The organism is Streptomyces sp. NPDC050636 (assembly GCF_040654775.1).
Lineage (GTDB): Bacteria > Actinomycetota > Actinomycetes > Streptomycetales > Streptomycetaceae > Streptomyces.
The window spans coordinates 1-25,554 of sequence record NZ_JBFAIP010000088.1 but is presented as its reverse complement, the minus strand read 5'-3'; the positions used below and the strand labels follow the sequence as shown (position 1 = coordinate 25,554).

The following is a 25,554-nucleotide window of genomic DNA, read 5'->3' as shown; positions in this document are numbered from 1 at the left end:
GGGGCACCTCCCAGCGGTAGCCGGGGGACTTCGGCCGGAGGGACCCCCATGCTGCGCTCGCTCATGACCCGACACGGTAGCCGTCGTGAGCGAAGAGGTCAGTGGGGGTGACGGTTCTTGTCATCCCCGGCGGTCAGCGGCTGTCCATAGCGTCGTACGAGCCGTGCGGGCGGTCAGCGCCGTACGGACCCGCAACGCCGCACGGTCCTTCACGTCCTTGGCTCAAGTCCCCGGCTCACGTCCCTGGCTCAAGTCCCTGGATCAAGTCCCTGGCTCTCTTGGAGGCGCGATGCACCACAGGCCTGACACCCTCGCCGTGTTCACCGAGTGGGCGGCGCAGCGGTTCCACGATCTTCCCGCGCTGCGCTTCAGAGAGGGCGAGGGGTGGGGCGACCGCTCGTACGGCCAACTACGGGACACCGTACGGGCGGTGGGGCGCGGACTGATCGGCGGTCTCGGGGTCCGGGCGGGCGATCGGGTGGCGATTCTGTCCGAGACCCGTCCGGAGTGGACGTATGCGCACTTCGGCGCGCTCGCGGCGGGCGCTGCCGTGGTGCCGGTCTATCCGACGGCCGGGGACGAGGAACTCGCCTGGGTGCTGGGCGACTCCGGCGCGCGTGTGGTCATCTGCGAGGGCCGGGACCAGGCGGCCCGCGTCGCACGCATCCGCTCCACGCTTCCTGATCTGCGCCATGTCGTCCTGCTGTCCGAGGCCGTGGCAGAGTCCGGGGACGGGGGCGGGGGCGGGGGCGGGGGCGCGGAAGAGACCGGAGAAGAGACCAGAGAAGAGACCGGGGAAGAGACCGGGAGAGAGGTGCTCGCGCTGGCCGCTCTCCCCTCCCCCGCCGCGCTGTCGGAACTCCAGGCCCGCGCAGCGGCGGTCACCGACGCGGATCTCGCGGCCATCGTCTACACCTCGGGCACCACCGGCCCGCCCAAGGGCTGCCGACTCACACACGGCAACTTCGCAGCCGTCCAGGACAGCACCGCGTACCTCATCGAGGGCGGCCCCGGCGATGTCACCTATCTGTATCTCCCGCTCGCCCATCTCCTCGCCCAGCTCATCGAGTTGAAGGCGCTGCTGCTCGGCGGCACCCTCTGCTACTTCGGCGGGAAGATCGAGAACGTCGTCGCCGAGCTGGCCGAGGTCCGCCCGACGCATCTGCCGTCCGTCCCCCGCCTCTTCGAGAAGGTGCACGCCACGGTCCGTTCACTGGCCGAGTCGCAGGAGGGCCGGGACCGCTTCGAGGCGGCCGTACGGGCCGGGGTCGAGGTCACCGAGCTGCGTGACCGCGGCGAGGAGCCGACCGGGGAGCTGCTGGCGCGCTGGCGGGCCGCCGACGAGACGCTGTTCTCGCTGGTCCGGGCGGCCTTCGGGGGCCGGCTGCGGTGGGCGCTGACCGGCGCGGCACCGATCGCTCCGCAGACCCTGGACTTTCTGCGAGCCTGTGGGATCGCGGTCCACGAGGGGTACGGCATGACGGAGTCGGCGGGCGTCATCTCGCTCAATCACCCGGGGGCGGTGCGGTACGGGACGGTGGGGCGGCCGGTCGCGGGCTGCGAGGTCCGGATCGCCGAGGACGGTGAGGTGCTGGCCCGCGGCACGAACGTCTTCCCCGGCTACCACGCGAATCCCGAGGCGGACGCGGAGGCGCTGGACGCCGACGGCTGGCTGCACACCGGCGACCTGGGCGTGCTCGACGCCGATGGCTTCCTCTCCATCACCGGCCGCAAGAAGGAGCTGATCATCACCTCCAGCGGCAAGAACCTCACTCCGTCGACGGTCGAGTTCGCCATCCAGGAGTCGCGCTATGTCTCCCGCGCGGTGATGATCGGTGACCGCCGCCCGTACCCGGTCGCGCTGATCACCCTGGACCCCGAGGAGATCGCGCAGTGGGCCGCCCGTACGGGCACCTCGCCCGGCGACGCCCCGGCCCGCCATCCGGCGGTCCGCGCGCTGATACAGGAGGCGGTCGACGCGGCCAATGAGCGGGTGGCCCGCCCGGCCCGGATCCGCGCCTTCGCGATCCTCGCGGAGGATTTCGCGGTCGAGTCCGGGGAACTCACACCGACGTTGAAAGTACGGCGGGCGGCCGTGGCGGGGCGGTACGCGGAGGAGATCGAGGCGCTGTATTCCGGGGCGCGCCTGGCTCACGGGTGATAGAGCGACCGGGAGCGGGCCAGGTCGACCGGCCCGTCACCGATGTCCAGGAAATGGTTCAGCTGCCATTTCTGCGTATTTCCGGCCTGGCGATTCGTCGTGGTGACCCACGGCGGGTAGACACGGAACGCCCGTTTCCCGCCGACACCGTTCCTCGAAACGATGCCCTTTTCGCAGAGCACGGCTCTCGGGAAGACGAACTGTCCGAAATGCCGGCCCTCACGGGTGCTGATGACGAAGAGGTCGACCGGGTCCGCAGCGTCGAAGGGCTGGATCGGGCCGTCCGCCGACCTCTTCCACACCGTGACGAACTGGCCGACCTTCGTCGGAGTTGTTCTGGCCACGCGAAACCTGATGGCGTGGCCGTCCACGGTAAGAACATGTGCCGCATAGTCGGCGCTCTCCGCTTCGGCTTCCGGCCGTCCGCAGCCGAACCCGCTCGGGTCGTACACCAGCGCCTTCGCCGCGAGGAGGTCGCCAGGCAGCGGCCCCGTGGAGGACCAGGGATCGGGGTGGGCGGCGGGGAATTCCGTGGCGCCGTCGCAGTTCGGTGTCATTGCTCCATTCTCCGCGGGACGGCGGTCAGACAAAATTGACCTCCGCGCGTTGCAACAGCGGATCTTCCACCATCTGCCACAGCGGCACCGCGTAGTTGCCGAAGCCGTACCGGCCGCCGAAATGCAGGCCGAGGACGCGGTGGTCGGCGAGGTCGAATACCGGCGAGCCACTGTTGCCGCCGAGCGTGGAGCAGTCGTGCTTCATGACGGTCTGCTCGGGCACGAGTTCCGTGGTGGTGCCGGGCTGGAGGCGTTTGACGTTGTAGACGTCCATGAAGATCCTGCGCATCGACTCCGGTTCATTGCGGCGGCCGTCCCATGCCGGGTAGCCGACGCAGTACACCGGACGTCCGGGCAGGTCGGCGGGTGCGTCCGCGGCCACGGCCAGGGGAGCGAGCGGCGCGCCGTCGCCGTCGCCGTCGGACGGGACGACCCGCAGCAGGGCCATGTCGACGTCCTCATGGATGCCCAGCACTTCGGTGATGTTGTAGGCGGGCGGCATCGCACCCGGGGTGGCGCCGTATTCCTCGGCCATGTCGAGCTGGGCGCTCATGCCCTGCTGGAAGGTCCAGCCGGTGCCGTCGCCACGGGCGAACTCCAGCGCGACATGACGGTTCGTCATGACAACGCCGGGGCTGACGAGGAACGCGGTACCGAGCCAGTCCAGGCTGACGTGCCCGGAGACCTCGACCCGTCCGACGCGCGCGATGGACTCGCAGATCGCGGCCCGGTGGCCGTCGAGCACCGCCCAGTCGCCCTGCTGCGAGGTGAAGTCATGGTGCTGGACGAGGATGGCGGGTCTGCCTTCGAGCAGAACGATGGCCTCCATCCCGAAGGACTCGTCGTCGGTGATCTCGTCCGCGCGCCCTTCGGCGAGCTTCTCCAGGCCGTTGGTGCCCGCCGACAGCACACGGGTCCGTTCCTGCTGGGCGTACTGGGATATCTGGCCGGCGGGCAGCTCTTCGGCGGGCAGCTCCGGCGCGGATTCGGGGACTTCCCAGGACAGTCCGTCGCGTACCCGCTGTGCGACCTCTCGCAGGTCCGAGAAGACCTGCTCGGGGTCGGTCGCCACGGGTGATCTGGTACGGCTCCGGTTGCGCATATCGACCTCCTCGGTCACGTCGGTCGCGTCATGTCGTCACGTCGGTCTTGTCATGGCGTCATGTCGGTCGTGTTGTGCCGTCACGTCGTCATGTGGATCCGTCGTTTCCGTCTCGTTGTGCCGTCTCGATCTCGGAGTGGATGCCGGGGCTGTTGGCCGCCAGGTGACGCAGGACGCTGCTCATCTGGGTGCCGACGTTGACAAAGGCCGTCGTCTTGCCCTGGTACATCACGTTCTCCACGCGTCGTGCTCCACGGTGGAGCGCCACGACTTTCCAGTCGTCGGTGAAGACGGGCGAACCGGAGGATCCGCCGCGAGTGTCGGTGAAGTAACGCACATCGTGCTCGTCCGCTTCGTAGACGAGGTTGTTGCGCAGCGCGACGCGCTTCGGCTGACCGCCGGGGTGCTGGATGATGTTGACGGCCACGTAGTCGCCCTCGGCGACGGCCAGCGCCTGCTTCGCCAGCTTCAGTACGGGCCGGGAGGGCTCGGCGGCCAGCCGGAGGACCGCGTAGTCGAGTTCCGGGTCCGCGGCGACGAGTTCGGTGACGGTGGCCTCCTCCGTCTCCACCTCGTCGGTGTCGAAGTCGAACCGGGCGCTGGTGTGCTGGGCCTGGAGGCGGAGGTCCGAGGCCTCGGCGACGGGCCGCCCGGTGCCGGTTCCGGCGCGGGCATTAACCACGTGGTGGTTGGTGATGAGCAGATCCGGGGCGATCAGCCATCCCGTACCGGCGTGCGGGAAACCGTTCGGCTGGAGCGGAGCGCCGCCCTGATACGGGGAGACCTTGATACGGGCGACCGCCGCGCCGGCCTGGTCACCGCCCCGGAGGAATCCGATGGGGACCGTGTCATCGCGGAAGACGACTTCTTCCTTGATTTCCAGGGCGGGCACGCCGGCCATGACGTCCGGCTCGCCTCCGGCGTTCCGCGCCACATCGTCCAGGGCGCGCTGGAAAATGGTGAGCGGCGTGGCCTCGGCGGTCTGGGCGACGGCGTTGCGCAGCCAGATCTCCAGCGGAACGGTGCCGTCCACGAGCCGCTCCACCCGGTTCATCTCGTTCAGATCCGAGTGCAGCTGCCGTCCGGGCGCGGGCAGCAGCGGCAGCGTGCCGCGGTATCTGGGCATGATGCCGTCGAACAGCATCAGCCGGACGGAGGGGTCGGCGAGCCCGGTCTCCAGGGCGGCGTCCCGCACCGTGAGGATCTCGTCGGGCGAGAGATAGGCGGTCACAAGCGATCAGGCCGCGGGCGGGCCTTCCCTTCATCGGGCTTGGGGATTTCTTCATCGGGGTCGGGGGTTCCTCCGTCCGGTTCGGAGGTTTCTCCGTCCGGTTCGGAGGTCCCTTCGTCCGGTTCGGAGGTCCCTTCGTCCGGTTCGGGGGTCCCGTCGTCCGGTTCGGGGGTCCCGTCGTCCGGTTCGGGGGTCCCGTCGTCCAGTTCGGACGATGCGTCATCCGGCTTGGGGGGCTTGGTCCCCGGGGCGGTGACGGCTCGCGTCGCCGTACGGCCGCGGGTGCCCACGCCCGTGGCGGCGGCCACCCCGGCGACGATCTCGCCGCTCTTGTCGGGCATGGCCAGCAGCCGCCGGGCGACCTCGTCGAGGGTGCCGCGGTCGCGGGCCAGGCGCAGGATCCCGGTGATGCCGGTGGGCGCCTCGTCCGCCGGCTGCCGGGGCGGGCCGATGGCCTCGTCCAGGATCTCCATCACGGGGCGCAGCAGCCCCGGCTGACGGGAGGTCGCACGGCACATCGCCGCTCCCAGGGTGTCCAGTGTCTCGTCGTCCGTCGGCAGGCCCACGACGGCCAGCGCGTGGTCGAGCGCCCCGGGATCCTGGCCGTAGATCTGCGAGGCGACCGCGCGTACGAGCACCGGCTGGTCGGCGAGTACCTCATCGGGCAACCTCCGTAGCCGCAGGGCGAGTTGGCCGTCCGCCTCGGCGTCCGGGGTCTCGGCTCCGGCGGCCAGCCGGGCCCGGGCCAGCAGCGCGCCCATCGCTTCGAGGTCCTGCCCGAGTCCGACCGCGACGTCCTCGGCCAGCCGCAGGTCGTGGCCGGCGCTCTGCAGGTCGCCGGCGTCCTCCGCGAGGCGGGCGGAGAGCAGCAGCAGTTCCAGCCGACGGTCGTCGCAGCCCGCGCTCTTGGCCTGCTCGATGGCGTCCGACGCGGCGCGACGGGCCTCCTCGCGCCGTCCGAGCCGGTTCAGCGTCTCGGGCAGCAGGGAGTGCAGCGGACTGCACGGCGTCCAGGGCCGGCGTCTCCCCAGCCGGGTGAACGCCGCCTCGGCGAAGCCCTGGGCGAGCAGATCCTCGACCTCGCGGGCGGCGATCCGCTCCCAGTCCTCCTGGTCGGCGCCCGCGGCGACCTGGTCGGGAGCCCCCGCACCGAGCTTCGCCGTGAGGAAGCCGGCGGCCCTCGGGGTCATGTCCTGCTGCGCGCCGGCCAGGAACCGCTCGACACCGGGCAACCACCGCTCCTCGACCGAGCGCGGGTTCTCGTCCAGCCGCAGCCGGTGGTAGATCTCCTCGGCGCGTGCCTCCAGCCCGTCCTGCGCGGCGTAATAGCCGACCGCGCGCCGTTCGACGTCGCGCAACACGGCGGTACGGTCACTGTCCGGCAGGCGCAGCATGATGGCGCGGACATCACCTCGGTAGCGCACCGCCTCGGCGCTGGCGTGCTCCACCATGTCGAGGCGGCAGAGCTCGTCGAAGAGCAGCCGGGCGTCGTCCAGCGTCGCCACCGGCAGCCCGCAGGGTTCGGCGAGGACGTCCTTGACGATCTCGGGGGTGATGACGCGGAGTACCAGGCCCGGGTGGGCGAGCCGGCGGACGTCCGGGTTCGGGATGTGGTTGAGGATCCGGTCGTAGAGGATGCCCTGGACGAGCAGTTGGTCGACGCGGCGGAAGACGTCACGGCGGCGGGCGGGCAGGCTCTCGATGAGCTCGCCGGTCCCGTCGGCGTCGCCTCCGCCGAGGGTGGCGGCCCGGGCGGCCAGTTTCAGGCTCAGCGGATGGCCGCCGACCCGTTCGGCCAACGCCCTTGCCACATCGGGGTCGTTGACGCCGCCGGCTCTCAGGAGGCCGACGGCCGCCTGCGGATCGAGTTCGTGGAGTTCGATCTCCCGAGAGGGCATGGTCCGCGCGGGATGGTCGACGGGGGCGCGCCCGGAGACGATGACCCGCAGCCGCGGGTAGACCTGCTGGAGCGCACCGCAGATCGCCCACGTCCTGCCCAGCACCGGCGACCCCCGGTACTGGGCCTCCTCGAACGAGTCGATGACCAGCACGAACGGCGGGGCTGACGGCTCCGGCGGCGCCGGCTCGTTCGGCCGCTCCGGCACCGCCACCGCCCGGACCAGGATGGCGGCCACCCGCCGGATGAGGTCGGTCTCCCGCCCGGCCGCCAGGAGGTGGAACTCCTGTGAGGAGCCGCGCCCCAGGACGGCCCGGGTGGTGGCGAGCCGGTGCAGCTGGGTCACCCGGTCCTGGCCCTGCCGCTGGCTGCGGGCCGTCTGCTGGCACTCGTCCGCCAGTGTGTTCAGCTCGGCACGGTGGGCGGGGTACTGGATGCCGAGCTGCCGGGCGGCCTCGGCGATCAGGGTGACCGGCTCCTGGATGGAGAGCGTGGGCCGCTCGAAGTCGATGTAGGCGAAGGGGAAGCAGGGGGTGCGGTCGTGGATGCTGTCCAGCAGGAACTTGGCGAGGAGGGTGCTCTTACCCATGCCGCCGGGGCCGTGGATGACGAGCGGGGGTTCGGGGGCCGGGCGGGCGTCCGCGGGCTCCTGTCCGGCCGGCTTGCCTACGGAAACGTAGTCGCGCAGTTCGGCGAGTTCGCGGGTGCGCCCCTGGAACGGTCCCTGTACGAGGCGTTCGAGGGGCTGCAGGAGCCTGGCCCGTTCCAGTGCGTGCTGGAGCTGCCCGATGTCCGGCAGTCCGCCGATGCCCGGTACGCGGGAGAGCCACAGCACGGCCTGGAGGGTGTCGGCCAGTTCGTCGGCGTTCCGGCCCGCCGACTGCGGCGGGCTGCCGGCCAGGCAGGCCAGCGCGAAGTGTTCCGGACCGGGCTCCTCGGGGAACTGGTCACGATTGCATTCCAGGGCGAGCCGGGCGGCCTCCGGGCCGGGCAGCCCCCGCAAGGCCCTTTCCCTGATATCGGATTTGAGGGTCCACGTGGCGTGGTCCTGCATGCCCATGTGGGTGCAGTCGTCGAGCAGTTCCAGGGTCGCGCCGCCGGTGGCGCGGTCCTCTCCGGGCAGCCGGAGCAGCAGCGGGTCGAAGCGGGAAAGCAGGCAGGCCGCCTGCCGGTAGGCCGCCCGCGTGTTCGAGACGGTGCGGGTACTGTCCTTGCCTCCGCGCAATTCCTGGCGCAGCCGGGCAGTGAACAGGTCCCGCACCTCAGAGGGATCGGTAGACACGGATGGCCCCCTCCGCCGCCGTGCAGACCTTCCGCATATAGCTTTCGCCGCCGTTGCCGTTGCCGTCGGCCTGAGCGGCGCGGAGAACCTCTTCGACGGCCACGTCCACGAGTTCCGCGATCGAGGATTCCTCAGGCTTTCCGGTGCCGAGGATTTTGGGCGGGGATTCGTGGAAGTACTGGTCGAAGAAATGGCGCAGATCGGCGGGTTCGGCGATCCGTGCCGTGTCCCAGCACATACTTCCCCGCAGGTCGTAAGGGAGTTGGCGCATCGCGGGCCCGTATCCGAGAAGCACCAGGCGGGGTGCCTGGTCTCCGCGCACGGCGGCGTGCTCGTAGATGGCGAGGGCGAATTGCCCGATGAAGTCCCATACATCGGAGCTGGGATCGAGCTTGTCGCACTCGTCGAGGACCAGCCAGAAGCGCTCCTCGAAAGCGGTCGCCCGGCCGACGACCCAGTGCACGGCATCGTCGATCGACGGCAGCAGGTCGTTCAGTTCCGTCGGGTTCAGCGGCGAGACGCCCGCGCGGGGGTCGGCAACGAATTCGGCCAGCCGCCGGATGACCTTCTCGGCGGTGGCGGTACGCGACAAGGTGACACGCGCCGGACGGAATCCGCTGTGCTGTCCGATGTGGCGAATCAAGTTGTACGTGTACGACCGACCGCTGCCCGGATCGCCGTCGACGAGCAGTACGGACTTTTCCGGGTCCGCCACGAACTGGCGCAGCGTTTCCCGTAGATCCTGGCGGTCGATGAAGACCTCGGTGCCGTTCTTGAGGACGCAGGTACGGAAATTGTCCTGGGAGGCGTGGGTACGCCGGTCCTCGCGCAGCCGCTCCAGGAACTCGCGGGCTTTCGCGATTTCCGGCAGTACCGCCAGCCGGTCGATCGCGGTGACGGCCTCGACGAGTTTCAGTTGCCGCTCGATGTCCTTGCGGGAGGCCTGCACCAGTGCGCGGGCGTTCTCCGCACTGACGCTCGTCAACGGCAGCGCGCCGACGAACTCCTCGGGAAATCCGTACTGGGCGAGCTGCGTATGCGGGTCGGTGGTGTCGAGGAGGTACTCGCGCACCCAGATGGTGACGAGGTCCCATTCCGTTTCGGCCAACGGCATAGCACACCTACCCAGCCGCCCTCAGGAGCACGGCACGGACGGCCTCCCTTTTGTCATGTTTCCACCCAGTACATCCTCGCGCAAGCCGGTACGCCCCTCACGCAAGGCGGTGGAAGATCTGCTGGACCGGCTCCCTGACCTGCTGATTCGACAGATACTGGGTGATGCCGTGGTGGTTCCTGCTGTCGTTGGAGACCAGCAGGTCGGTCACCCGGTCCTGCGGTGCGTACTCGGGGCGGAGCGTGTGGTCGAGAGCCACCAGATCGCGCAGGTCCGAGGCGTTGCGCCAGGCCAGCACGCCGGTCGGGACGGCGGGCGGCCGCGCCAGGTGGTCCTGCACCTCGGTGATCGCCAGCGGCGATCCGACGGTGACGAGCAGCTCCACGTCCCGCCCCTGTTCCGCCAGCACCTCGTAGGCGACGATGGTGCCCAGGCTGTGGCCGACCACCACGACGGGTGCCCCGTCCAAGCCCTCCAGCGATTCCTTGACCACATCACGGATCGCCGGTCCCGCCCCGCCGAAGAAATAGGCGTGGACGTCCTTGAACGTGTGCTTGACGAGCAATCGGAAGACCGCGCTACGGGCGGACCGCGGCAACGGCAAGGTCTCCAGCGGGAGCTGATCACCGGCACCGGTTTCCGTGAACTCCCCGGCACCACCCGTGCTCCCCCCGTCCACCTCATGCTCCTCGCTGTCGGAAAGCGTGTCCGCGAGGTAGACCATGTCCCGCAGCCAGCCGGCGAGCGCCTCCTCCACAGCGGGTCCGGGGAGGCTTTCCGCCGCGACGCCACCGGCATCGAACTGCGCTTCTCCCAGAGTCTTCGCCACGAATTGCTCAGGCGCTTCGAATTCGGCGGGCGCGGGCATCTCCTCGGACACCGGTAAACCGGTGGATGCCACCGCCTCCTCGACTCCCACCGGACCGCCGTCCAGCGGGTCCGGACGGAAATCGGGCAGCGGCTTCTCGTACCGCAGCGAAGCCCAGTACGCCATACGCGAGGACTCGCCCATATCCCTGCCGAAAAGCGCCGTGTCCCACTGGGACTTGAGCAATTCCGGACGGACCTTGTTCCCATTGCCGTGGACGTAGATGACCCTGGGTTGCATCGCACCTCCAGTGGACCGTCACCGCACGAAAGCACCGGCACTGCCAGTATTGGGCCGTGTCGAGGCGGCCGCCAATCGGCCCCCGACGCAGAGCCCGAACTTCTTTGTGACCGGCCGGCCCGGGACGAATTCCTGGAACAGCATCCGTTCACGGTGTGAGCCTAAGGGCCATTCCGACCCTGACCCATCGGACAGGCCCTAACCCAGCGTCAGCAGACATATGGGCCTCAGCAGATCCGCGGCAGCTGCTCCCCGATCGGCAGATCGACCACCCGGGTGCCGCCCAGCGGAGTGCGGGCCACCACCATGCCGGGGTGGTCCTCGACGGCCTCGCCGATCACCGCGGCCCCGGCGCCCAGGGGGTGAGCGCGCATCGCCTCCAGGACGGCGTCGGCGTGTTCGCGGGGGACGAAGGCGACGAGTTTGCCCTCATTGGCGACGTACATCGGGTCGAGGCCGAGGATGGCGCAGGCGTTGGCGACGGTGGGCGGGACGGGAACGGCACGTTCCTGGAGGACGACTCCGGTGCCGGCGGCGGTGGCGATCTCGTTGAGGGCGGCGGCGAGGCCACCACGGGTGGGGTCGCGCAGTACGTGCAGGTCGGGAGTGACGGCGAGCATCGCCTCGACGAGGCCGCCGAGGGCCGCACAGTCGCTCTCGATCTCGACGCCGAACTCCAGCCCCTCCCGGACGCTCATGATCGCCACGCCGTGGACGCCGATGGGGCCGCTGACGATGACCACGTCGCCGGGGACGACGCGTTGCGGGCGGAGGTCCACGCCGTCCGGGATGAGGCCGATGCCGGCCGTATTAACGTAGATGCCGTCTCCGTGGCCGGCCTCCACGACCTTGGTGTCGCCGGTGGCCACCTCGACCCCGGCGGTCCGCGCGGCCGCGCCCATCGCCTCGGCGACCGCCGCGACCACCGGCATCTCGACGCCCTCCTCCAGGATGAACCCGCAGGAGAGGTAGGCGGCCCGTGCGCCGCTCATGGCGAGGTCGTTCACCGTGCCGTTGACGGCGAGGTCACCGATGCTGCCGCCGGGGAAGAAGAGCGGCCGGACGACGAAGGAGTCGGTGGAGAAGGCGAGGCGTGCGCCGCCGAGGGATACCGCCGCGGAGTCGCCGAGCTGGGCGAGGAGGTCACCGCCGAAGGCGGGGGCGAAGATCTGCTGGACGAGTTCGGCGGACAGCGCGCCGCCTCCGCCGTGGCCCATGACCACCCGCGGCTGGTCGCGCAGCGGGGCCGGGCAGGTCCAGCCGGAGATGTCGATGGTGGGCAGGTCGCGGGCGGCCGGGGAGGGCACGCCGGTGGCGGGGAGGGTGGTGTCAGGCAACGGGGCTCGCCTCCATCGGGGTGGGTGTGACGCCGAGTCGGCGGTAGAGGTAGTAGGCGGCACAGGCACCCTCGCTGGAGACCATGGTGGCGCCGAGCGGGGTGCGCGGGGTGCAGGTGGTGCCGAACGCCTCGCACTCATGGGGTTTGAGCAGCCCTTGCAGGACTTCTCCGCTGCGGCAGGCGGCAGGCTCACGGGTGGTGATGCCCTCCACCGAGAAGCGGTGTTCAGCGTCGTAGTCGCGGTAGCGGGCGGACAGCCGCCAGCCGCTGGCGGGGATGACGCCGATGCCGCGCCAGGCGCGGTCGGTGACCTCGAAGACATCCTCCAGCATGGCCTGGGCAGCGGGGTTGCCCTCGGGGCGTACGGCGCGCGGGTAGGCGTTGTCCACGGTGTGTTCGCCGCGTTCCAGCTGGCGGACGGTGCGGCGGATGCCCTCCAGGATGTCCAGCGGTTCGAAGCCGGTGACCACGATCGGGACCTGGAAGCGTTCGGCCAGGGCCGGGTACTCGCCCATGCCCATCACGCTGCACACGTGTCCGGCGGCGAGGAACGCCTGGACCCGGCAGCTGGACGAGGTCATGATCGCTTCGATCGCGGGCGGGACGCGGACGTGCGAGACCAGCAGGCTGAAGTTGGGGATGCCGAGCTTGCGCGCCTGACGGACCGTCATGGCGTTGGGCGGGGCGGTGGTTTCGAAGCCGATACCGAAGAACACGATCTCGCGGTGCGGGTTCTGCTGGGCGATCTTCAGGGCGTCGAGCGGCGAGTAGACGACCCGTACGTCGCCGCCTTCGCTGCGGACCCAGAACAGGTCGCGGTCACTGCCGGGGACGCGGAGCATATCGCCGAAGGAGCAGAAGATCACGTCGGGTCGGGCGGCGATCTCCAGGGCCTTGTCGATGACTTCGAGCGGGGTGACGCAGACCGGGCAGCCCGGACCGTGGATCAACTCCACCTGTTCGGGCAGGAGTTGGTCGATGCCGTGCCGGATGATGGTGTGGGTCTGGCCGCCGCAGACCTCCATCAGGGCCCAGGGCCTGGTCACCGTCGCACGGATGTCGTCGAGCAGGCGCCGGGCCAGCTCGGGGTCCTGGAATTCGTCGATGTACTTCACTGCCGCGCCTCCCGCGCTCCGTCGCCAACGGCCGGCCGCCGCTGGTCGGGGCCGCCGCCCGCCTCCGCGGCCGCCGCCTCCCAGGGGTCGCCGAACTCCTCCTGCAGCAGGCCGAGTTCCTCGAAGAGGGCGAGGGTCTGCCGGGCCGACTCCTCGTCCAGCCGCTGCAGCGCGAAGCCCACGTGGACGATCGCGTACTCGCCCACCGTGAGGTCGGGGACGTACTCCAGGCACACCTCCTTGACCACTCCGCCGAAGTCGACGGTGGCCATACGGGTGCCGTCCCGTTCCTCGATCTCCAGAACCTTGCCGGGTACCGCCAGGCACATGGGCCCTCTCCTCGTCGTGGGTACGTTGCATCCGCCTCGCCGTGGCCTAGGTCACGGCTCCCGTCCGACGCGCCGCCACCACGATCTGGCCGAGCGCCAGTCCCCCGTCGTTCGGCGGGACCCGGCGGTGGCGCAGCACGGTGCAGCCGTCCTCGCGCAGCAGCCGGGCGGTGTCCGCGGCCAGCAGGGTGTTGGCGAAGACGCCGCCGGTCAGGGCGATGGTCCGCAGGCCGGTGCGCTCCCGGGCCAGGGCGCAGCCGCGCCGGACGAGGCCGGCGACCGCGGTGTGGAAGCGGGCCGCGATCAGCGCCGGGGCGGTGCCCGCGCGGAGGTCCTCGACGATGGCGGCGAGCACCGGGGCCGGGTCGGCGACGAGGTCGGTGCCGCCCGCGGCGGGTGGTGCGGTCCGCAGGGCGAAGACGTAGCCGGGGCCGACGTCCTGGCCGGCGGTCAGCGCCGCGGCTTCGAGGGCGACCGCGGCCTGGGCCTCGTAGCCGGCGTGGTGGCAGATCCCGGCCAGCGAGGAGACGGCGTCGAAGAGGCGGCCCATGCTGGAGGTCGGAACGCAGTTGAGGTTGCGTGCCAGCTGCCGGTCCAGCAACCGCCGCTCGTCGGGCGGGCAGGCCGCCACCGGGGGCAGGTCACCGGCCCAGTCGATGCCCGCGGCGCGCAGATGCGCGAGTGCCATCCGGTACGGGCGCCGGACGGTGGTGTCGCCGCCGGGCAGCGGGACGTAGGCAAGATGCCCGAAGCGGCGGTATCCGGCGTAGTCGGCGAGGAGGATCTCGCCGCCCCAGACCGCGCCGTCGTCGCCGTGTCCGGTGCCGTCGAAGGCGACGCCGATGACCGGGTGGGCGCCGTCGAGGCCGTGTTCGGCCATGGCGGCGGCGATATGCGCGTGGTGGTGCTGGACGCGTACGAGCGGTCTGCCGTCGGTGTGGCGCTGCGCCCACTGGCCGGAGCGGTAGCCGGGGTGCCGGTCGGCGGCCAGGAGCCGGGGGCGTACCCCGGTGACCGTCTCCAGGTGGGCTTCGCCTCGCTCGAACTCGGTCTGGGTCGCGAGGTCGTCCATGTCGCCGATGTGCGCGGACAGCCAGGCGCGGCGGCCTTCGGCCAGGCAGAACACGTTCTTCAGATCGCCGCCGACCGCGAGCGCGGGCCGTACCGGCACGGGCAGCCGGACCGGGAACGGGGCGTAGCCGCGGGAGCGGCGCACGAACAGCGGCTCCCCATCGCAGATACGGACCACCGAGTCGTCGCACGGGACCTGGATCGGGCGGTCGTGGGTGAGCCAGGCGTCCGCGAGGTGCGCGAGGCGCCGCAGGGCTTCGTCATCGTCGGTGACGATCGGCTCGCCCGCGACATTACCGCTGGTCATCACGAGCAACCGGGGCCCGGGAGGGTCGCCGGGCAGGCCGAGGAGCAGGTGGTGCAGCGGGGTGTACGGGAGCATGACGCCGAGGTCGGGGCTGCCGGGGGCGACGGCCCGGGACAACCGCGGGCCTCCGGGTCCCGGGGCGGGTTCCGGGAGGCGGCGCAGCAGGACGATGGGGCGTACCGCGCCGGTGAGCAGAGCGCGTTCCTCGACGCCGACGCGCACCAGGTGCCGGATGTCCGAGAGGTGACGGGCCATCAGGGCGAACGGTTTGTCGCCGCGGGCCTTGCGGCGGCGCAGCAGGGTGACGGCGGTGTCGTCGGCGGCATCGCAGACGAGGTGGTAGCCGCCGAGGCCCTTGACGGCCACGATCGCTCCGTCGGCGAGCAGGCGGCGGGTCTCGGCGACGGGATCGGGGCCGGTCACCGCGTACGGCGGGCGGGTGCGGTCGCCCGGGTCCGCGGTGAGCAGACGCAGGCGGGGGCCGCAGTCGTGGCAGGCGATGGGCTGGGCGTGGAACCTGCGGTCGGCCGGATCGGTGTATTCCCGGGTGCAGTCGGGGCACATCGGGAAGCGCGCCATGGTCGTCTGCGCGCGGTCGTAAGGGAGTGCGGTGACGATGGTGAAGCGCGGCCCGCAGTGTGTGCAGGTGAGGAACGGGTGCCGGTGGCGGCGGTCGGCCGGGTCGGTCAGCTCGGCCAGGCAGGCGTCGCAGGTGGCGGCGTCCGGGGAGACCAGGGTGCGGGCGATGCCGTCGGTGCGGGAGGGGAGGATGGTGAAGCCGGAGCCGCCGATGGCGGCGATGTCCTCCCCGTCGACCGTCTCCACCACGGCCAGTGGTGGCGCATCCCCGCCGATCCGTTCGCCGAAGCGGGCGACGGCGACGGGGGCGCCCTCGACTTCGGTGACGACTCCCTCGACGGTGTTCGTCACATGCCCGGTCAGTCCCAGTTCGGTGGCGAGGGCGTGCACGAACGGGCGGAACCCGACGCCTTGGACGACGCCGCGCACGGTGACCCGGCGGCGTGCGACGGCCGTCGCGGGGGCGGTGCCGGAGGCCTCGTCGACCTGCCGGGTGGTCATGACTGCCGGGTCGTGACCGGGAACTGCCGTGCCATGACCGGGATGTGACGGGAAGCTCCGTCAAGCGCCGCCAGCGCCCGGTCCAGCAGCACGCCGTCCCCGTCGCCCTGGCGCGCCGAGGTGCGGACGATCTCCACGCCGGGGTTGACCCGTTCGACGTTGGCGCGGAACGTCTCCTCGTCGAAGGCGACGGCCTCGGCGATATCGGTCTTGGTCACCACGACCAGATGGGCCAGCCCGAAGGCGGTGGGGTACTTCAGCGGTTTGTCCTCGCCCTCGGTCACCGAGGCGAGCACGATCCGCAGGGTCTCCCCCAGGTCGTAGGAGGCCGGGCAGACGAGGTTGCCGACGTTCTCGATGAACAGCAGCCGGGTGTCCGGCGGAAGCCAGCCGTCGAGGTGCCCGCCCAGCATCCCGGCTTCGAGGTGGCACAGTCCGTCGGTGAGGACCTGCTTGACGGGCACACCGGACCGGGCCAGCCGTACCGCGTCGTTCTCGGTGGCCAGGTCGGCGGTCAGCGCCGCCACCGGCACGCCGCGGCGCCGGGCGAGCGACAGTTCCCGCTCCAGCAGGGCGGTCTTGCCGCTGCCCGGGCTGGACAGCAGATTGACGATGCCGGTGCCGCGGGCGGCCAGGTCCTCGCGCAGCGCGTGGGCGCAGGCGTCGTTCTTGGCGAGGACCGCCTGTTGCAGGTCGACGACACGGCACATGGTTCAGCGCTCCTCATTGGTCGGTGGACGATCGGCCGGCAGGTGCTCCGGGACTGGTGCCGGTACGGACGTCGGTACGGGTGCCGGCACAGACGTCGGTACATGCGCCGGGGCGTCGTGCCAGCACACGCTGACGATCTGCAGTTCACGGCCGGACAGCAGCTCCGCCGTCGCGGTGCCGCACCGCGGGCAGCTCAGCCGCGGCGGCATGCCCACCGCCCAGGTGTCCGCGCAGGGGAGGCAGCGAGCACGGGCGAGGACCGGTTCCGCGATGAGTTCGGCACCCTCCAGCACCGTTCCCGCGCAGGCGAGTTCGAAGGAGAAGGCCAGCGCGTCGGGGACCACTCCGGCCAGTTCGCCGACCTGGAGCCGGACGCTGCTGACCGTCGTTGCCCCGGCGGGCCGGGCCGCGCCTTCGACCTGGTCCACGACCGCCAGCGCGATGGACATCTCGTGCATCGGTCTCCATCTGGTGCGGGGTTGACCGGGTGCCGCTCGGCTTCATTAGACGGTGCGGCCTGAGGGCGCCCGGGGTGCCTCGCCGGGGCGGCGCGGTGGCGTACGCCGTTCGGTGCAGCGTCGCCCCGTCCCAGCGGTCACATGGCCCGCATACGGAGGTAGCGCCTGAGGTCGGGCAGCAGGGACTTCAGTGCGACGGCGAGCGCGGCGGTGGCCGCCCCGCCAAGGGCGAGCTTCAGCATGATGTGGGTTCCTCTCAGTGGTCAGTGGTGTGCGGCCGGAAGTCAGCGGTGTGCGGCTTGGGCGTTGTTGCTGCGCGGCCGGGTCCCGACTCCCTGCGGACGCGCCGGGTCGAGCAGGTCCAGGATCAGCGCCACGGCCTCGTCGACCGCGGCGCCGACCGCCTCGCTCAGCCCGATGCCCTCCTCGACGTCGGCGGGTTCACAGCCGACGATCAGCACCCGCTCCGGGCGGCTGCCACCGGTGCCCTCGCTGAGCGTGTCGAGCAGCGCGAGCACGGTGTCCGGCGTCATGAGGTGGCCGTCGAGTGCGGGGCTCTGCGGGCAGGCGGGGGCCGCCGGGTCGGTGGCGTCGAGGAGGTAGACGGTGCCGGGTTCGCCGCCGCGTGCGGAGGCGTCGACCAGCAGGACCGTGTGGTAGCCGTCGAGCATCTGGTAGGCCAGGTGGACGCCGCGTACACCGGCGTCGATGATCTCCGCTCCGGGCGGAAGGGGAAGGTCGGCGAGCCGGCGGACGGCTTCGACTCCGAAGCCGTCGTCGCCGAGGAAGATATTGCCGACACCGGCGATCAGGGTCCTGGTGGGCGGCTTGCCGGGCAGCTCGTCGAATGGTTCGTCGGGCAGCTCGGCGGGCGGTTCGCCGAGGGGAGCGTCGGTGCTCACACGTCCTCCAGGGGGGCGACTTCGTCGGGTTGGAAGTACAGAAAACGGCCCTGTTCGCGCCGGATGTCGACGCCCGGATCGCCCTCCACGGTCACCGCGAGATGCACCCCGCCGTCCACGTCGTGCAACACGGCCTCGACATGCGCGCTGCGTCCCTGGAGGAAGAGGTCCTGGGCGTCGGTACGGCGCCGGCCCGGCTGCAGCAGGACCCGGCTCCCGGCGCCGATCGACCGGCCGTCCACGGTGATCCGGTCGCGTACGGGGTCGACGCTGCGGTCGCTCTCGGGGTCCCACCAGGGGGTTTCCGGGCGGCGGCCCGGCACGTCGGGGGCCGCCGGGTCCGGGGGCGCGGCCGGGCCGGGTCCGGTGACCTCGCGCAGCGCCCGTACGGCGCCGTGCAGCCGTTCCAGCACTTCGGGGGGCATCGAGTCGGCGAGTTCGATGACCTCGGCCGCCCGGGGGTCGGTGCCGCGGGCCTCGCGCTTCTCCTGGTCGGTGAGGGCGGCGGTGCGCAGCGCGAGGATCTCGTCGATCTCCAGGGCGTCGTAGAGCGCGCCGGGGCTCTCGGGGGCGATGGCCGGGTGGTCCTCCAGGATGATCGGGGAGGACAGGAGCACATCGGCGCGGCCGGGCTCGCCCGCGAGTACCGGCCAGGCGTGCAGATTGCGGCAGGTCGCGACGGCGCCCTTGGCCCACTCGGGCGGATCGGTCATGGACAGGAACGCGCCCGTTCCGAGCCCGAGGAGGAGGTGCGCGGCGACCAGGGAACGGGGCAGCGCGGCGTCCCGGTCGGCCGTGCCGTCCGGCGTCCAGTCGCTGGTGTTCTCCACGGTGGCGGTCAGCCGCATCGCCGTGTAGGGGCCGTCGAGTTCGCTCGCGGTCAGCCGCACCAGCCCGTTGACCTCCTCGCGGCGGCGCACCAGCCGGCCGACGGGCCGGCCCTCCGCGTCGTGCACCGGCTCGGTCTCCTCCCGCGCGGGCCGGGAGAACGGGACGGTGATGCCGTCGCCGCACAGCTCCGCCACATCGGCGACGAACGTGACGCGCTCTTCCGCCCCCTCGTCCCACGGGACCAGCACCCGGTCGGGCAGCTCCAGCTCTGCCACGTCCTCGAACTCGCCGTCGGGGCAAAGGCGTTGGACCGTACGCCGCTGGGCGTGCAGGAACCGCAGTTCGGCGGAGAGTCGGGCGCCGGCTCTGGGCTCCATCAGGCATTCGGTGCGCTGGAAGGAGTGCTCCGCGCTCTCGGCCCCCCAGTTGGGCGGTACGAGCACACCGAACTGCCAGCGGAGTCTGTTCTTGGCCGCGGACGCCCGGTACGGGTAGAGCACATAGCCCTCGAACAGCACGGCGTCCGCCACTTGGCGGGCGACGGCGAACCGGTCCGCCATCTCGTCGGGCAGGACGGTGGTCGTCACGGCGCGGTCCTCTCGGCGGCGGGGCGGGCGGCAACGGGGAACGGTTCCGTGGCGCGGGCGGTGGCCAGCAGCGCCTCCACCGTCGCTTCCCAGGAGGGCAGTGCACGCCGGGAGCGGAAGGCGAGCAGCGCGTCGAGGGTCTCGCGCGGCAGCCGGACCCAGCCGCAGCCGGGGAAGTGCGCCTCGGTCATCTCCTGCCAGACGGGCACCGGCATCCGGAAGGGCGCCTCCTTGTCCCAGGGCACCGGTTCGACGCGGAAGCCGCCGGCGCCGGCGAACACGGTCCCGGAGAACAGCAGGAGCAGCGACACCTCACCGTCCCGCAGCGCGTGGAAGTAGCGGCTCGCGGCGACGTCCATGTCGTATGTGCAGGGGACGGGGAGGTCCACCTCCGTCTCACCGGTGAAGCCGGGGACGACGAGCGAGACCTGCGCGAATTGCAGGGGCTGGAGGGTGCTGCCCCAGCGGGAGCGTTCGCCGAAGAGGTCGGTCAGCGCCGCGGCCTCCTCGGGCGCATAGCCGCGGCGGGCCGGTTCGATCCGGATCTGGCAGCGCAGCGCGATGGCGTGCACCCGGGCGGCGTCGGCGGCCGTGATACGCAGCCGGAAGACGAGGGTGGGCCCGGCGGCGTACCGGTCGGCGCGTACACCGGTGCAGACGAAGGAGAGGTCGGTCACGGACGGTCGTCCTCCTTCGGCGCGCGGGCCCGCCGGGCGACCCCGTCGAAGAAGTCGGCGAGGGCGGCGCGGGCCTCGGCGCCGCCGTCGAAGCCCTGCCACAACAGGCGCATCCGGCCGACCAGTTCGTAGCAGATGTCGACGGGCACCAGGTAGCAGTCGATACGGCCCTCGGAGCGGCGCAGCAGCAGGGCCTCCACGTCGGGTTCGAGGAGCCCGGCGAGGCGGCTGGCGCCGAGGACGGCCTGCCAGGTCGACGGGTCGAGTTCGCTCTCGGTGGCGCCGGCCGGGCTGGGGTAGAGCGCGACCAGCCGGTCCTGCGCGGCGTCGCGGAGGAAGAAGGCGACGCCGACGGGGATCTGGAGGCGGTCCCAGGCCGCGTCGTCGAGAGTGTGGTCGGGGTCGGCGAGACAGCGGTTGGGGACGGTACGGAACTGTCCGGCACCGGGCTGGTCGAAGAGCAGCGCGCAGGGGGTACAGGCGCAGGCCAGCGCGCGCCGGCGGGTGTCGGCCAGATGGCGGTGGTTGCGGTCGGTGAGCACCGCGCCGCACAGTTCGCAGCGCTCGGGGGCCGGTGGCGGCGGCGTACGGAATCGACGCAGGCCGCGGTGGGCTGCCGCTGGTCCGGGGCGCACGGTCGCCGGCTGACGGCCGGTCACGAGGTGGTGGCGGCGGTCGGCGGGCGGCGGGAGATCTGCAACAGGGCCGGTTCGGCCTGCGCTCCCGCGGTCTCCAGTTGCACCGAGGTCACCTCGGGCGCGAAACAGGACAGGGCGCTCTCGGCGGCCTGTTGGGCCGCCTGGGCCGTACTCGGACAACCACAGCCGCCGGAGCCCTCCCCGGACCCGGACGATCTCAGCCGAAGCACACCGGTCTCCTCATCGAACCCGGCGATTTCCAGGGCTCCTGCGGGGTTCTGGCGCCGGACGCTCTCCAGGGCGCGGCCGATGCGGGCCGAGGTGTTCTCGGGATGCAGTTCGTGCAGCACCAGCAGGCTCGCCACCAACTCGTCGCCGAGCAGTGCCGCCCTCGGGCCGTCGCCGCCCGCGCGGTCCGTCCCGCGGTCGAGGAGGCGCATGATCCGGGCGAGTCCCGCTCCGTAGAAGTCCATCAGGACGCGGACGAGTTCCTCGGCGGCCGCGGTGGATTCGGCATCGCCGCGCTGCGCGAGACGGTCCAGGACCTCTTCGACGCACCGTGCGGTCGTCTCGGCGTGCGGTGTGGCGGCGGTCTTCGCGGGTGCGGCAGCAGTGTCCGACGGGGCGCTCATCCGCTCAGTCCGCTCAGGCCGGTGGGCACATGCATCTTCTGTACGGACTTGCCGTCGCCGACGTACATATGGACGCCGCAGGGCAGGCAGGGGTCGAAGCTGCGGACCGTGCGCATGATGTCGATGCCCTTGAAGTTGTCCGGGGTGTTCTCCTCGAAGATCGGCGTGTTCTGGACCGCGTCCTCGTACGGGCCCGGCGTGCCGTAGGTGTCGCGGGTGCTGGCGTTCCAGGGCGTGGGCGGATACGGGTGGTAGTTGGCGATCTTCCCGTCCCGGATCACCATGTGGTGCGAGAGGACGCCGCGTACCGCCTCCGTGAAGCCGCAGCCGATGGACTCGTCCGGGACCTCGAACTTCTCCCAGGTCTGGGTGCGTCCGGCGCGGACCTCTTCGAGCCCCTTCTCGGCGAAGTGCAGCGCCATGCCGGCCGCGTACGCCTGGAAGTAGGTACGGGCACGGTTGCGCTCCAGCGCGTTGCTCCACTTCGGGATCTTCCATTCGAAGCGGGTCTCGGGCTTCGTCATGCTGCGCGGCAGGTCGATGACGACACTCCGGCCGGTGGCCTTGACGTAGGGCGTGTCGACGAGCCCGGACAGGGCGGTCGACCACAGGCGGGCGATCGGGCCGCCGCCGGTGTCCAGCGCCAGGTGCTCCTTGCCGTCGAACCAGCGGGGGGACATCACCCAGCTGTACTTGTCGTTGAAGTCCCGCTTCTGCGGGGCGGGGATGGTGTGCTGGTTCCAGGGGTGGCGCGGGTCGACGGGGTTGCCGAGCGGGTCGTGGGTGACGAACTGCTCCTGCCCCTGCCAGTCGTCGTAGTAGGAGCTGCCGAGCAGGATCCGGATGCCGAGGTTGATCTGGGTGAGGTCGTTGGTGACCAGCTCGCCGTCGACGACGATGCCCGGGGTGACGAACATCCGCCGGCCCCAGTCCGTCATGTTGCGATAGGTGAAGTCGCAGTGGTCCGGGTCGTTGAGCGCGCCCCAGCAGCCGAGCATGATGCGGCGTCGGCCCACCTCTTCGTAGCCGGGCAGCGCCTCGTAGAAGAAGTCGAAGAGGTCGTCGTGCAGCGGAACGACCCGCTTCATGAATTCGACGTAGCGCATCAGCCGGGTGAGGTAATCGGTGAACAGCTGGACGCTGGCGACGGTGCCGACGCCGCCCGGGTAGAGCGTGGAGGGGTGCACATGGCGGCCCTCCATGAGACAGAACATCTCGCGGGTGTAGCGGCTGACCTGGAGCGCCTCGCGGTAGAACTCGCCCTCGATGGGGTTGAGGGCGGTCATGATGTCGGCGATGGTGCGGTAGCCGTGGTCGCCGGCGTGCGGCGATTCGGTGCGCTGGGCGAGTTCCCAGACACCGGGGTTGGTCTCGCGGACCATCTTCTCGCAGTAGTCGACCCCGACCAGGTTCTCCTGGAAGATGTTGTGGTCGAACATGTACTCCGCGGACTCGCCGAGGTTGATAATCCACTCCCCCAGGTGCGGGGGCTTCACCCCGTACGCCATGTTCTGCGCGTACACCGAGCAAGTGGCGTGGTTGTCGCCGCAGATGCCGCAGATCCGACTGGTGATGAAGTGCGCGTCGCGCGGGTCCTTGCCGCGCATGAAGACGCTGTAGCCGCGGAAGACCGACGAGGTGCTGTAGCACTCCGCCACCCGCTTCTGCTTGAAGTCGATCTTTGTGTGGATTCCGAGGCTGCCCACGATCCGGGTGATCGGGTCCCAGGACATCTCCGTCAGACCGCTGCCGTCACCGGCCGTCTTTGTCGTCGGTGCCATCGTGTGTGCCGTTGCCCTTCGTTGCGCGCGGGAGGTGGGGTTGGCCGGAGCGGTGGTTTGGCCGGAGCGGTGGGGTCGTTCGGAGCGGTGGGGTCGTTCGGAGCGGTGGGGTCGTTCGGAGCGGTGGGGCGTGCGGTCACCAGGGGGACGGATAGCCGGTCGTCAGCTGGTCGCCGCGGTGGCGCCACTTGGGCTCGTGGTCCACGGTCTTCGCCGTGATGTTCCGCAGCCGCCGGATGACCTTGCCGTAGGTGGCGCTGGCGGTGACGGAGACCCTCGCGCCGGGCGGCTCGTCCATGAACGGCATGAACTTGTCGGGGAAGCCGGGCATGGTGCAGGCGATACAGATACCGCCGACGTTCGGGCAGCCGCCGATGCCGTTCATCCAGCCCCGCTTGGGCACATTGCATTTCACCACGGGACCCCAGCAGCCGAGCTTCACCAGGCACTTGGGCGAGTCGTACGTGGTGGCGAACTGGCCCTGCTCGTAGTACCCGGCCCGGTCGCAGCCCTCGTGCACCGTGGCGCCGAACAGCCAGGTCGGCCGCAGTTGGTCGTCCAGCGGGATCATCGGGGCCGCGCCCACCGCCTGGTACAGCAGATAGACCAGGGTCTCCGAGAAGTTGTCGGGCTGGATGGGGCAGCCGGGCACACACACGATGGGAATGCCGGCCTTGGACGTCCAGTCCCAGCCCAGGTAGTCGGGCACGCCCATCGCACCGGTCGGATTGCCGGCCATCGCATGGATGCCGCCGTACGTGGCGCAGGTGCCGATCGCGACGACGGCGAGCGCCTTGTCGGCGAGTCGGTCGATCCACTCACTGGTGGTGATCGGCTGCCCGGTCTCGGGGTCGTCCCCGAAACCGCACCAGTAGCCTTCCGGTTTGATGGCCTCGTTGGGGATGGACCCCTCGATGACCAGCACGAACGGGTCGATCTCGCCGCGTTCGCCCTTGAAGAACCATTCGATGAACGTGTCCGCGCCCTGGACCGGGCCGCATTCGAAGTCGATCAGCGGCCAGTGGACGGCGACCTTGGGCAGCCCCGGTAGCGCGCTGAGCGCGATCTCTTCGATGCTCGGCTGGCTCGCGGCGGTCAGCGACACCGAATCGCCGTCGCAGCTCAGACCGGCGTTGATCCAGAGAATGTGGATCGGGGACTCGTCCTCGGCGGACGGCGCGTGGGCGGCACCCCGGCTGCCGGTCTCGGTCTCAGCTGCTGCGCCCATGGGGAGGTCTCCTAAGGGAGGTATACGACGAAAGCGCACATTACGGCTTCCGTTCCCCTTGGTAGCACCGTTACGAACGGCTGGCGCCGTCAGCGAGGCCGATCCGGTGATGAGCCGCCGGCGACGGGGCCAGGGCCTGTCCGATGGGGCATGGCCGGGCCCTAGGGCACCCCCGCGGTGCGCCCGCCCCGTACTCTCCCGCCGCCTGCTAGGCCTACGTCAGCCCAGGGAGCCGGCCTCCACCGTCGTCACGGTGAACCGGCCGCCGCACACCCGCAGTCCCCGGCTGCCCGTGGTCATCGCGTCCTTCGAACCGGGCGGGTAGACATAGACGAGCTGCGAGGCGGCCCAGCACGGGGTGTCCGACATGCCGTCATTGACGGTGTGCAGCACGGCGTGCGCGCTCTTCCCGGGCTGCAGCCGGACGGACCCGCCGGCCGCACCCTCGCGGGTGGCGGGCTTGCCGACGGTCGAGCCGTCACGCTGGATCAGCGAGACGCCGGGGAAGCCGCGCAGCGTACAGGCCGTCTTGCCCTTGTTGGTGAACACCAGGGGGTAGCGGATATTGCCCGCGCCGATGTCCTCGCGGCCGAGGCGCAGCGACATATTGGCGGCGGTGCAGCGGTCCGACGACGTCATCGGTGAGGTGTTGGCCTCGGCGGAGCTCGGCCGACTGGGGCTGGCCTTACCGCCGGTGGGCCTCGCCCCGCCCGTGGACGGCTGCCCGGCGCTTTCGGAGGCGTGCCCCTCGCCGCCGGAGGGATGCGTCTTGCTTTCGGACGACTTCGGACCCTGGCTGCCGTCTCCGCCGGTGGTGGCGGACGCGGTGGCCGACGAGGGGCCGGAGGCGCTGCCCGGGCCGTCCTGGCAGGCGGTGAGCGTGAGCGCCGCGACGGCGATCAGCGATCCGGCGGCGACACGCCCCCAGCTAACGCTGGGAGGTGCCCCCAGGCCGCGGCGGCTACGGGTCTTGATGGTGAGCGACATGAGTCTCCCCCTCGTGTGGGTGCGGTGCGTACTCCTTCCGTGGGTACGCACGGTCCGTCCGTTTGCTCTTCCAGCGTGACCCAGGGCACTGCCGGTCCGCTAACAGGGCGCTAACGCACCGCTAACGAGCCGCGGCACCGGGCCTGAGGGTGACCCCGGTGGCCCGTTTCACCAGCCGGAACTCGGGGTGCGCCGTTCAGAATCGCAGAATTTCCGGCGTTCCGGACGCACCACGACGGGGTTCGGCCGTCCGGCCCATCCGCCCCAATGGCCTCGACAGCCCCGCCGGCCCCGGCAGGCAGCGGAGGAGTGGCGGGCCGGCCGCTCCCGCTACTCCCCCCGCCCCTGGTCGGCGCCGATGTTCGGCGGGTCGGCGATCGGATTGCCGTAGAAGTCGCGGTCGCCGGCGTCGGCGACCCCCAGGGCATG

The 25,554-nt window shown here is 71.0% G+C and carries 21 protein-coding genes; 1 reads left to right on the top strand and 20 read right to left on the bottom strand.

The annotated features are described in order from the left end of the window. The first annotated feature begins 289 nt into the window (after positions 1–289). Entirely contained in the window at positions 290–2,161 is a 1,872-nt protein-coding gene (locus tag AB0I10_RS33815) for a long-chain fatty acid--CoA ligase (protein WP_363156517.1), read from the top strand. Here AB0I10_RS33815 and AB0I10_RS33810 read toward each other — a convergent pair. The 20 genes from AB0I10_RS33810 to AB0I10_RS33715 all read right to left on the bottom strand — a co-directional run bounded on the left by AB0I10_RS33810 (position 2,152) and on the right by AB0I10_RS33715 (position 25,125). Continuing rightward, positions 2,152–2,718: a MepB family protein gene (locus AB0I10_RS33810; protein ID WP_363156516.1), complete on the bottom strand. Its 567-nt coding sequence runs from the start codon at positions 2,716–2,718 to the stop codon at positions 2,152–2,154. The two genes, AB0I10_RS33815 and AB0I10_RS33810, sit on opposite strands and share 10 nt — an antisense overlap. Before the next feature lie 25 nt (positions 2,719–2,743). Beyond that, a complete protein-coding gene (locus AB0I10_RS33805) occupies positions 2,744–3,820 on the bottom strand; it encodes a serine protease (protein ID WP_363156515.1) in 1,077 nt (358 codons plus the stop codon). Between the two features lie 88 nt (positions 3,821–3,908). Beyond that, complete coding sequence (locus AB0I10_RS33800) at positions 3,909–5,051, bottom strand: trypsin-like peptidase domain-containing protein (RefSeq protein ID WP_363156513.1); 1,143 nt, start codon at positions 5,049–5,051, stop codon at positions 3,909–3,911. Next, on the bottom strand, positions 5,048–8,230 hold the full coding sequence (locus AB0I10_RS33795) for an ATP-binding protein (protein ID WP_363156512.1): 3,183 nt from the start codon (positions 8,228–8,230) through the stop codon (positions 5,048–5,050). Before AB0I10_RS33795 ends, AB0I10_RS33800 begins: the two co-directional genes overlap by 4 nt. Beyond that, the gene (locus AB0I10_RS33790; RefSeq protein WP_363156511.1) at positions 8,211–9,344 is read right to left on the bottom strand and encodes a hypothetical protein; all 1,134 of its coding nucleotides are present in this window, start codon (positions 9,342–9,344) and stop codon (positions 8,211–8,213) included. Before AB0I10_RS33790 ends, AB0I10_RS33795 begins: the two co-directional genes overlap by 20 nt. Before the next feature lie 97 nt (positions 9,345–9,441). Continuing rightward, positions 9,442–10,452: a hypothetical protein gene (locus AB0I10_RS33785; protein WP_363156510.1), complete on the bottom strand. Its 1,011-nt coding sequence runs from the start codon at positions 10,450–10,452 to the stop codon at positions 9,442–9,444. Positions 10,453–10,679: 227 nt separating this feature from the next. Next, complete coding sequence (gene hypE, locus AB0I10_RS33780) at positions 10,680–11,759, bottom strand: hydrogenase expression/formation protein HypE (protein ID WP_363156519.1); 1,080 nt, start codon at positions 11,757–11,759, stop codon at positions 10,680–10,682. Between the two features lie 22 nt (positions 11,760–11,781). Further along, positions 11,782–12,906 carry a hydrogenase formation protein HypD gene (gene hypD / locus AB0I10_RS33775; RefSeq protein ID WP_363156509.1) on the bottom strand — a complete coding sequence of 375 codons (1,125 nt, stop codon included), beginning with the start codon at positions 12,904–12,906 and terminating at the stop codon, positions 11,782–11,784. Beyond that, positions 12,903–13,235, bottom strand: a complete 333-nt coding sequence (locus tag AB0I10_RS33770; RefSeq protein WP_363156508.1) for a HypC/HybG/HupF family hydrogenase formation chaperone — start codon at positions 13,233–13,235, stop codon at positions 12,903–12,905. Before AB0I10_RS33770 ends, hypD begins: the two co-directional genes overlap by 4 nt. A gap of 46 nt (positions 13,236–13,281) precedes the next feature. Beyond that, on the bottom strand, positions 13,282–15,693 hold the full coding sequence (gene hypF / locus AB0I10_RS33765; protein ID WP_363156507.1) for a carbamoyltransferase HypF: 2,412 nt from the start codon (positions 15,691–15,693) through the stop codon (positions 13,282–13,284). Continuing rightward, on the bottom strand, positions 15,690–16,403 hold the full coding sequence (gene hypB / locus AB0I10_RS33760; protein ID WP_363156506.1) for a hydrogenase nickel incorporation protein HypB: 714 nt from the start codon (positions 16,401–16,403) through the stop codon (positions 15,690–15,692). The genes hypF and hypB overlap by 4 nt, the downstream gene beginning before the upstream one ends. A gap of 3 nt (positions 16,404–16,406) precedes the next feature. Further along, on the bottom strand, positions 16,407–16,862 hold the full coding sequence (locus tag AB0I10_RS33755) for a hydrogenase maturation nickel metallochaperone HypA (protein WP_363156504.1): 456 nt from the start codon (positions 16,860–16,862) through the stop codon (positions 16,407–16,409). Positions 16,863–17,146: 284 nt separating this feature from the next. After that, entirely contained in the window at positions 17,147–17,701 is a 555-nt protein-coding gene (locus tag AB0I10_RS33750) for a hydrogenase maturation protease (RefSeq protein WP_363156518.1), read from the bottom strand. 59 nt (positions 17,702–17,760) lie between these two features. Further along, positions 17,761–19,182: a hypothetical protein gene (locus tag AB0I10_RS33745; protein WP_363156503.1), complete on the bottom strand. Its 1,422-nt coding sequence runs from the start codon at positions 19,180–19,182 to the stop codon at positions 17,761–17,763. Then, positions 19,179–19,859 carry a DUF6084 family protein gene (locus tag AB0I10_RS33740; RefSeq protein ID WP_363156502.1) on the bottom strand — a complete coding sequence of 227 codons (681 nt, stop codon included), beginning with the start codon at positions 19,857–19,859 and terminating at the stop codon, positions 19,179–19,181. The genes AB0I10_RS33745 and AB0I10_RS33740 overlap by 4 nt, the downstream gene beginning before the upstream one ends. Beyond that, positions 19,856–20,494 carry a DUF5947 family protein gene (locus AB0I10_RS33735; RefSeq protein WP_363156501.1) on the bottom strand — a complete coding sequence of 213 codons (639 nt, stop codon included), beginning with the start codon at positions 20,492–20,494 and terminating at the stop codon, positions 19,856–19,858. Before AB0I10_RS33735 ends, AB0I10_RS33740 begins: the two co-directional genes overlap by 4 nt. 20 nt (positions 20,495–20,514) lie before the next feature. Continuing rightward, a complete protein-coding gene (locus AB0I10_RS33730) occupies positions 20,515–21,129 on the bottom strand; it encodes a hypothetical protein (protein WP_363156500.1) in 615 nt (204 codons plus the stop codon). Next, complete coding sequence (locus AB0I10_RS33725) at positions 21,126–22,910, bottom strand: nickel-dependent hydrogenase large subunit (RefSeq protein ID WP_363156499.1); 1,785 nt, start codon at positions 22,908–22,910, stop codon at positions 21,126–21,128. The genes AB0I10_RS33730 and AB0I10_RS33725 overlap by 4 nt, the downstream gene beginning before the upstream one ends. Positions 22,911–23,046: 136 nt before the next feature. Further along, positions 23,047–24,138, bottom strand: coding sequence for a hydrogenase expression protein HypE (locus AB0I10_RS33720; RefSeq protein WP_363156498.1), 1,092 nt, complete (start codon positions 24,136–24,138; stop codon positions 23,047–23,049). A gap of 219 nt (positions 24,139–24,357) precedes the next feature. Then, the gene (locus AB0I10_RS33715; RefSeq protein WP_363156496.1) at positions 24,358–25,125 is read right to left on the bottom strand and encodes a DUF4232 domain-containing protein; all 768 of its coding nucleotides are present in this window, start codon (positions 25,123–25,125) and stop codon (positions 24,358–24,360) included. Between the last annotated feature and the right edge of the window lie 429 nt (positions 25,126–25,554).